7 protein-coding genes and 1 rRNA gene are annotated in these 7,196 nt (G+C 75.7%); all 8 read right to left on the bottom strand.

The genetic code is table 11. The features are described 5' to 3' along the window. Positions 1–24: 24 nt before the first annotated feature. Positions 25–1,170 (bottom strand): putative cytokinetic ring protein SteA, encoded by a 1,146-nt coding sequence (steA, locus tag ACRYR9_RS10360; RefSeq protein ID WP_432497264.1) that lies wholly within the window; start codon positions 1,168–1,170, stop codon positions 25–27. 155 nt (positions 1,171–1,325) lie between these two features. After that, on the bottom strand, positions 1,326–3,131 hold the full coding sequence (gene recN, locus ACRYR9_RS10365) for a DNA repair protein RecN (protein WP_432497309.1): 1,806 nt from the start codon (positions 3,129–3,131) through the stop codon (positions 1,326–1,328). A gap of 17 nt (positions 3,132–3,148) precedes the next feature. After that, positions 3,149–4,090, bottom strand: coding sequence for an NAD kinase (locus ACRYR9_RS10370; RefSeq protein WP_432497262.1), 942 nt, complete (start codon positions 4,088–4,090; stop codon positions 3,149–3,151). Beyond that, positions 4,087–4,896, bottom strand: coding sequence for a TlyA family RNA methyltransferase (locus tag ACRYR9_RS10375; RefSeq protein ID WP_432497260.1), 810 nt, complete (start codon positions 4,894–4,896; stop codon positions 4,087–4,089). Before ACRYR9_RS10375 ends, ACRYR9_RS10370 begins: the two co-directional genes overlap by 4 nt. Before the next feature lies 1 nt (position 4,897). After that, the gene (locus ACRYR9_RS10380; protein WP_432497258.1) at positions 4,898–5,134 is read right to left on the bottom strand and encodes a hypothetical protein; all 237 of its coding nucleotides are present in this window, start codon (positions 5,132–5,134) and stop codon (positions 4,898–4,900) included. 10 nt (positions 5,135–5,144) lie between these two features. Next, positions 5,145–6,302 carry an HAD-IIA family hydrolase gene (locus ACRYR9_RS10385; protein ID WP_432497255.1) on the bottom strand — a complete coding sequence of 386 codons (1,158 nt, stop codon included), beginning with the start codon at positions 6,300–6,302 and terminating at the stop codon, positions 5,145–5,147. Continuing rightward, positions 6,299–6,748 carry a tetratricopeptide repeat protein gene (locus tag ACRYR9_RS10390; protein ID WP_432497252.1) on the bottom strand — a complete coding sequence of 150 codons (450 nt, stop codon included), beginning with the start codon at positions 6,746–6,748 and terminating at the stop codon, positions 6,299–6,301. The genes ACRYR9_RS10385 and ACRYR9_RS10390 overlap by 4 nt, the downstream gene beginning before the upstream one ends. A 338-nt stretch (positions 6,749–7,086) precedes the next feature. Further along, positions 7,087–7,196: ribosomal RNA gene (rrf, locus tag ACRYR9_RS10395) — 5S ribosomal RNA — on the bottom strand; the annotation flags it as partial.

Raw genomic sequence — 7,196 nt, forward strand, 5'->3', positions numbered from 1 at the left:
GGGAGCCGGGACGGTCGGGGTTCCTCACGGCCCGACGCCCGGGACGAGGGCGGTGGTGAACGCCCAGAGGTCGCCGAGTCGGGCACCGGTCACCGCCAGGATCGCCTGCCCCGTGGGGGTCACCGCCAGGGCGGCGACCAGCGCGAGCACCCCGGCCAGGACGAGCAGGAGCACCTGCCGGTCGGACACCCGCGAGCGGTAGAGCCGCGAGACCCCCTTGGCGTCGACGAGCTTGCCGCCCACGCGCAAGCGGGTGAGGAAGGTGCTGGCCATGCCCGAGCGCCCCTTGTCGAGGAACTCCACGAGGGTGACGTGGGTGCCCACGGCCGCGATGAGCGTGGAGCCCTTGTCGTCGGCCAGCAGCATCGCGACGTCCTCGCTGGTGCCGGTCGCCGGGAACACGACGGCGTCGATGCCCAGGGCGCGCACCCGCTCCAGCCCGGGGGCCCGTCCGTCCCGGTAGGCGTGCACGACGACCTCCGCGCCGCTGCGCAGGGCGGCGTCGGACACGGAGTCCATGTCGCCGACGATCATGTCCGGCTTCCAGCCGGCCTCCAGGATCGCGTCGGCCCCGCCGTCGACCCCGATGAGCACGGGCTTGTACTCGCGCACGTACGAGCGCAGGGTGACGAGGTCCTCCTTGTAGTGGTACCCGCGCACCACGATGAGGGCGTGCCGGCCCTCCAGCCGCGTGCGGACGTCCGGCACACCGACCCCGTCCAGCAGCAGGTCCCGCTCGCGGCGCAGGTACTCCATGGTGTTGGCCGCGAAGGCCTCCAGCTGCAGGGACAGCCCCGCGCGGGCGGCCTCCATGTCCGCCGCGACGCCCTCGGGCGTCAGGCGGCGGCCGCGGGCCACGACCTGCCCGTCGCGGCGCAGCTCCTCACCGGCGATCTGCAGGCGCGCACCCTCGGCCACGGCCGTCATCACCTCCGGGCCCACGGCGTCGAGCACCGGCACCCCCGCCTCGACCAGGATCTCCGGGCCCAGGTTCGGGTAGCGACCGGAGGTGCTGGCCGAGGCGTTCACCACGGCGGCCGGTCCGCAGGCAACGAGCGCCTCGGCCGAGACCCGGTCGAGGTCCAGGTGGTCGATGACCGCGACCTCGCCGGGGCGCAACCGCTTGGTCAGGGCCTTGGTGCGCCGGTCGACGCGGGCGGTGCCCTGCACCGTTCCCGACGGCACCTGCGCGGAGCCGCCGGAGGCCTCAGCCCGGGCGGGCTCGCGTCCCCACCGGCGCCTGATCAAGTCGGTCACTCCTCACCCGACGGGTCCCCCCGTCCCTCGTCCACGTGCACTGCGCGGGCCGTTCGTGCAGCCGACCCTCAGCCGCCGGAGCGGTCCGCGGTCCTGCTCGATCGTCGCACGCGCGGCTGGCGCGCCCGCCGCGACGCCGTCGGCGGTGCCACCGCGACGTGCTCGGCCTCGGCCCGCGAGGAGCGGAGCAGCTCCTCGGCGTGGGCGCGGGCGGTGCCCGAACCGCGGCCCGACAGCATGCGCGCCAGCTCGCCGACCCGCCCCTCGTCGTCCAGCCGCACGACCCCGGACTCGGTCACGCTGCCGTCGTCCGTCTTGACCACGGTGAGGTGGCTGTCGGCGAAGGCGGCGACCTGGGCCAGGTGGGTCACGACGATCACCTGGGTGCTGCGCGCCAGGGCGGCGAGCCGGCGGCCGATCTCGACGGCGGCACGTCCGCCCACGCCGGCGTCGACCTCGTCGAACACCATCGTCGGCACCGGGTCCGCCCCGGCGAGGACCACCTCCAGGGCGAGCATGACGCGCGAGAGCTCCCCACCGGACGCCCCGCGGGCCAGCGGCCGGAAGCCGGTCCCCGAGTGCGCGGCCAGCTGCAGCTCGACGGCGTCGCACCCGTGCGGACCCAGCTCCCGGCCGCTGCGCACCTCCACGCGCAGGCGGGCGCTGGGCATGGCGAGCGCCGACAGCTCGGCGGCCACCCGTTCCTCCAGGTCGCGGGCCGCGGCGGTGCGCGCAGCGCTGATCCGCTCGGCGACCTGGTGCAGCTCGCGCTGCACGGCGTCGCGCTCGGCGGCCAGCTGCTCGAGCCGGCCGTCGTCGTCCAGCTCCATCAGCCGCGCGACGGCGTGCCGGGACCAGGCCAGGACCGCGTCCACCCCCTCGGTGCCGTCCTGAGCAGGGGTGGGGGCGTAGCGCCGCACCAGCGCGGTCAGCTGCGCACGGCGGTCCTCGACCGCGGCCAGGCGCGCGGGGTCCGCCTCCAGGCCCTGCGCGTAGTCGGCGACCTCGGTGGACAGGTCCGCCAGGAGGTAGGACAGCTCGCCGACGCGGGCGGCGAGCGCAGCCAGGACGGGGTCGTGCTCCCCCGCCTGGGCCAGGGCGCGCCGGGCGTTCTGCAGGAGGCTGTCCGCGCCCTCGTCGGACAGGGGCCCCTCCCCGCCGGCGCCCTCACCGGTCAGCGCCTGGTGCGCGGCGGCGGCGGCAGTGCGCAGCACCTCGACGTGCGCCAGCCGACCGGCTTCCTCGCGCAGGGCCACGTCCTCGCCCGGCTGGGGAGCGACGCGCTCGACGTCCTCCAGGCCGATCCGCAGCAGCTCCGCCTCCCGGGCCCTCTCGGAGGCGTGGGCCGCCAGGTGGTCGTGCTCGGCGCACAGCCCGCGCCACCGGGCCCAGCCCTGCGCGTAGGTCGCCCGGTCGGCGTCCAGAGCCGATCCGGCGAAGGCGTCCAGCACCTGCAGCTGCTGCGCCGCCGAGCGCAGCCGCTGCTGGTCCGTCTGCCCGTGCACGGCCAGGAGGTGCTCGGCCAGCTCCGCCAGGACCCCGACGGGGGCGCTCCGGCCACCGACGTGCGCCCGGCTGCGGCCGGCGGCGGACAGGGTGCGGGCCAGGACCAGCTCACCGTCCTCCAGCTCGCCGCCGGCGTCCTGCGCGCGCAGCGCGACGGGTCCGGCCGGGTCCACGGACAGCCGTCCCTCCACCGAGGCCGCCTCGGCACCGCTTCGCACCGCCGACGCGTCGGCGCGCTGTCCCATCAGCAGACCGAGGCCCGTGACGACCATCGTCTTGCCGGCTCCGGTCTCCCCGGTGATGACCGTCAGGCCGGGTCCCAGCGGCAACCGGGCGTCCCGGATGACACCGAGCTCCCGGATGCGCATCTCCTCGAGCACCCCGCTCAGCTCCCGTCCGCGGCGGCTCTGGGCCCGCGCCACCCGTGCACGGGCAGACCGAACTTGGCGACCAGCCGGTCGGTGAAGACCCCCGTGCTCAGCCGCGCCAGGCGCACGCGCCGGGGGGAACGCCGCACCTCCACGCGCGCACCCGCGGGAGCGGCGAAGGTGCGGCGCCCGTCGCACCACACCACACCGCCGTCGTCGAGGCTGGGGAGCACCTCCACGCCGACGCAGGACGTCGGTGCGATCACCAGGGGGCGCGCGAACAGCGCGTGCGCGCTGATCGGCACCACGAGCAGCGCTTCCACCTCCGGCCACACGACCGGGCCCCCCGCGGAGAACGCGTAGGCGGTGGAGCCGGTGGGGGTGGCCGCGATGACGCCGTCGCCGGCGAAGGTGCTCAGGGGCCGGCCGTCGACGTCGACGACCACCTCGATCATCCGCTCCCGGTTGCCCTTCTCCACGGAGACCTCGTTCACCGCCCAGGAACGCGCCACGACCTCGCCGTCGAGCACGACCTCCACGTCCAGCGTCATGCGCTCCTCGACGCGGTAGTCGCCGGCGACCACCCGGGACACCGTGCCGACGACCTCCTCGCGCTCGGCCTCCGCCAGGAACCCCACGTGCCCGAGGTTGACGCCCAGGAGCGTCGCCCCGGTCCCGCGGACCAGTTCAGCGGCGCGCAGGATCGTGCCGTCGCCGCCCAGGACGATGACCATCTCGGCGCCCTCCACGGCACCGTCGAGCTGGCGCTCGGCGACCAGGCGCCGATCGGCGACGCTGAGCGCCTCGGCCTCCTCGGGGGTCATGAAGGTGCGCACGCCCGCCTCGTGGAGCCGGTGCACGACGTCCGTCAGCGCGGTCACCGCCTCGGCCCGCCCGGTGTGGGCGAGCACGAGCACGCTGCGCGGACCCGGTGTCGGGCCCGTGACGGGGGCGCTCACGACAGCCCCGCCTGGGGTCCCTCGGCGACGGCACGCTGCAGCGCGTCCTCCTCGAGCGCGGGCGCACCCGCCTGCAGGTGCAGGAAGTACTCGACGTTCCCGCTGGGACCGGGCAGCGGGCTGGCGGCCACCCCGCGCACGCCCAGCCCGCAACCGCCTGCGGCCCGGGCGACCGAGCGGACCGCGCCGGCGCGCAGCTCGGCGCTGCGGACGACGCCGCCCGCGCCCAGGGCCTCGCGCCCGACCTCGAACTGGGGTTTGACCATGAGCACGTGCTCAGCCTCCGGGGTGACGCACCGCACCAGCGCGGGCAGGACGAGGGCCAGGGAGATGAAGGACAGGTCCGCCACGACGAGCGACGGTGCGGGGGCCACCGCGCCGGGTTCCAGCGCCCGCACGTTGGTGCGCTCCAGGACGGTCACGCGCGGGTCCTGCCGCAGCGACCACGCCAGCTGGCCGTAGCCGACGTCGACCGCGACGACGTGGGCGGCGCCGCGCCGCAGGAGGACGTCGGTGAAGCCGCCCGTGCTCGCGCCCGCGTCCAGGCACCGGCGCCCGGCTACGGTCACGTCCAGGGCGTCCAGGGCGCCGACGAGCTTGTGGGCGCCGCGGCTCACGTAACCCACCTCCTCCTCGCGGCTCTCGACGAGGATCGGGGACGCCGGGTCCACCTGGGTGGCGGGCTTGCCGGCCGTCGTGCCCGCCACCTTCACGCGGCCCGCGGCCACCAGCTCGCTCGCGTGCTCGCGCGAACGCGCCAGGCCGCGGCGCACGAGCTCGGCGTCCAGACGCAGGCGGCGGGCCACGTCAGCCCTCCGTGCCGGCCAGGCGCCCGCGCAGCGCCAGGTCGATGGCGGCGTAGACGTCGACGTGCTCGTGCACGCCCAGGGCGCCGAGCCCGTCCAGGCGCGCGAGCGCGGCGTCCAGGACCTGCTGCGCGGCGTCCAGGACCTGCTGCGCGGCGGGGTCCTCGGGGTCGGCGGCGCCCGCCACCCGGCGTGCAGGTGGCGCGGGCCGGGGCGTCGAGGTGGGGTGCTCGCTCACGCGGGTGAGGCTACAAGCCGTCCCGGACCTCGCCCGACCTCTCGTCCCCAGGCTGCGGGGTGTCGACGGCCAAGGTGTGCACGACCTGCTCGACCAGCCCGGCGACGTCGAGGGCCCACCGCGCCCCCGGCTCGGCGTCCCGGGCCGTCCACACGGCCTCCGCAGCGGCCCTGAGCACGTCGAGGCCGTCGGGGCCCGCTGCGGCGGAGCGCACGGAGACCTCCGAGGGGCCGACGACGACGACCGCGTCGCGGCACCGGACGGTGACGCCCCCGGCCGAGCGCTCGACCTCGGGCTCCGGGTGCTCCTGCTGCAACGAGCGCAGGTCGCGCCCGAGGTGGTGGGGGCGCTCGTGCGGTGCGGCGGCGAGCAGCTCAGCGACACCGGTGACCCCCGTGAGCACGAGCAGACCCGTCAGGCCCGCCGTGCGAGCCCCCTGCAGGTCGGTGTCCAACCGGTCGCCGACCACGATGGCCCGGGAAGCTCCGAGGCGGGCGACGGCCTCGTCGAACAGCGCACGCTCCGGCTTGCCGCACACCACGTCGGGTTCGCGGCCCGCGGCCTGCGCCACCAACTGCACCATCAGGCCGTTCCCCGGTGCGGGCCCGTGCGGCGTGGGCACGGTGGCGTCCAGGTTGGTGGCGACCCACCACAGGCCCGCGCGGACGGCGTGGGTGGCCTCGGCCAGGCGGGCCCAGGACGTGTCCGGCGAGAAGCCCTGGACGACGGCCACGGGGTGGTCCGCGAGGGAGTCCACGACGGTGAGCCTCACCGCTGTGAGCGCCTCACGCAGTCCGGCACCGCCGATGAGCAGGACCCGCGAACCCTCGGGGAGCCGCTGGGCGAGGTGCCGGGCGGCTGCCTGCGCCGACGTCACGACGTCGTCGTCATCAGCCGGAACCCCCAGCTCGCGCAGGTGAGCGCCGACGGTGGACGGCGGCCGGGACGCGTTGTTGGTGACGTAGGCCAGCCGGTGGCCCTCAGCAGCCGCCTGCGTGAGGGCGCCAGCGGCGTGCGGGACGGCGTGGGCACCGACGTAGACGACACCGTCCAGGTCGAGCAGGACGGCGTCGTGCTCCAGCAGCAGGGAGCGCCTGCTCCCGCTCAACGTGCTGGGCGGCGCCCCGTCCCCGCTCGTCGTCCCCGTGGTGCTCGCAGTGGTGCTCACGTACTCTCCGGGCTCTGCCGCGCCGCCAGCGTGGCGCGGACCTGTCGCAGGCGGTCGGCGTACTCGGGCCGGTCCGGGCGCATCGCGTACGCCATGGCGAGGTGCTCAGCTGCCGTGCCGAAGCGCCCGAGTCGGCTGAGGCTCAGGCCCAGCCCGAAGTGAGCGTAGTCGTCCGCGGGGCGCGCGAGCGCCAGCAGCCGGAACGATTCGGCGGCTGCCGCCACATCGCCCGCGTCGTACTGTGCACGAGCCAGCGCTTCGAGCACACCCGTGGATGCCGGCTCCTGGGCGTGGGCGCGGGCGAGCAGGGTCGCCGCCGCTGCGGCCTCGCCGTCGGCGAGGAGGACCAGCCCGCGCTGCAGCCACTCGTAGGGACCGCCACGGGGGCGACCCTGCTCGGCCGGACCGGTCCCTGGCGGGGCTGCGCTGTCGGGTTCGTCTGGCACGGGGGACCTCCTCGATCGGACACGGCGCCGACACCTCAGCATCGGGGGGCTCGACCGTAGGATGCGCCGGGAGCAGCGAGAGTGCACAGGAGTGCGCGCCGAGCCCACGGACGGAGAAGCACGCCTACCGCCCACCAACCGCACCGCACGGTGAGAAGGGGCCGAGGTGTACGTCACCAGTGGGGCCGATGGTCGGGCCACCTCCACGAGGCGACGACGGGGCACGCCGTTCACCGGGACGGTGTGTCTTGGTTCCGTCCCACAACGTGAAGAAGGCCTGTGGGATGCACGATCGCACCCCACAGGCCTTCCACAACACACCACTCACAAAGATGAGTGGCCGGCGGTGTCCTACTCTCCCACCCAGTCTCCCGAGCAGTACCATCAGCGCTGGCGGGCTTAGCTTCCGGGTTCGGAATGTAACCGGGCGTTTCCCCACCGCTATGAC

Origin of the sequence: Kineococcus auxinigenes (assembly GCF_050871525.1) — a bacterium.
GTDB lineage: Bacteria > Actinomycetota > Actinomycetes > Actinomycetales > Kineococcaceae > Kineococcus.

Excerpts from the sequence above, each read along its gene's own strand:
- recN (WP_432497309.1), bottom strand. The coding sequence starts at position 3,131 with ATGCGCATCCGGGAGCTCGGTGTCATCCGGGACGCCCGGTTGCCGCTG.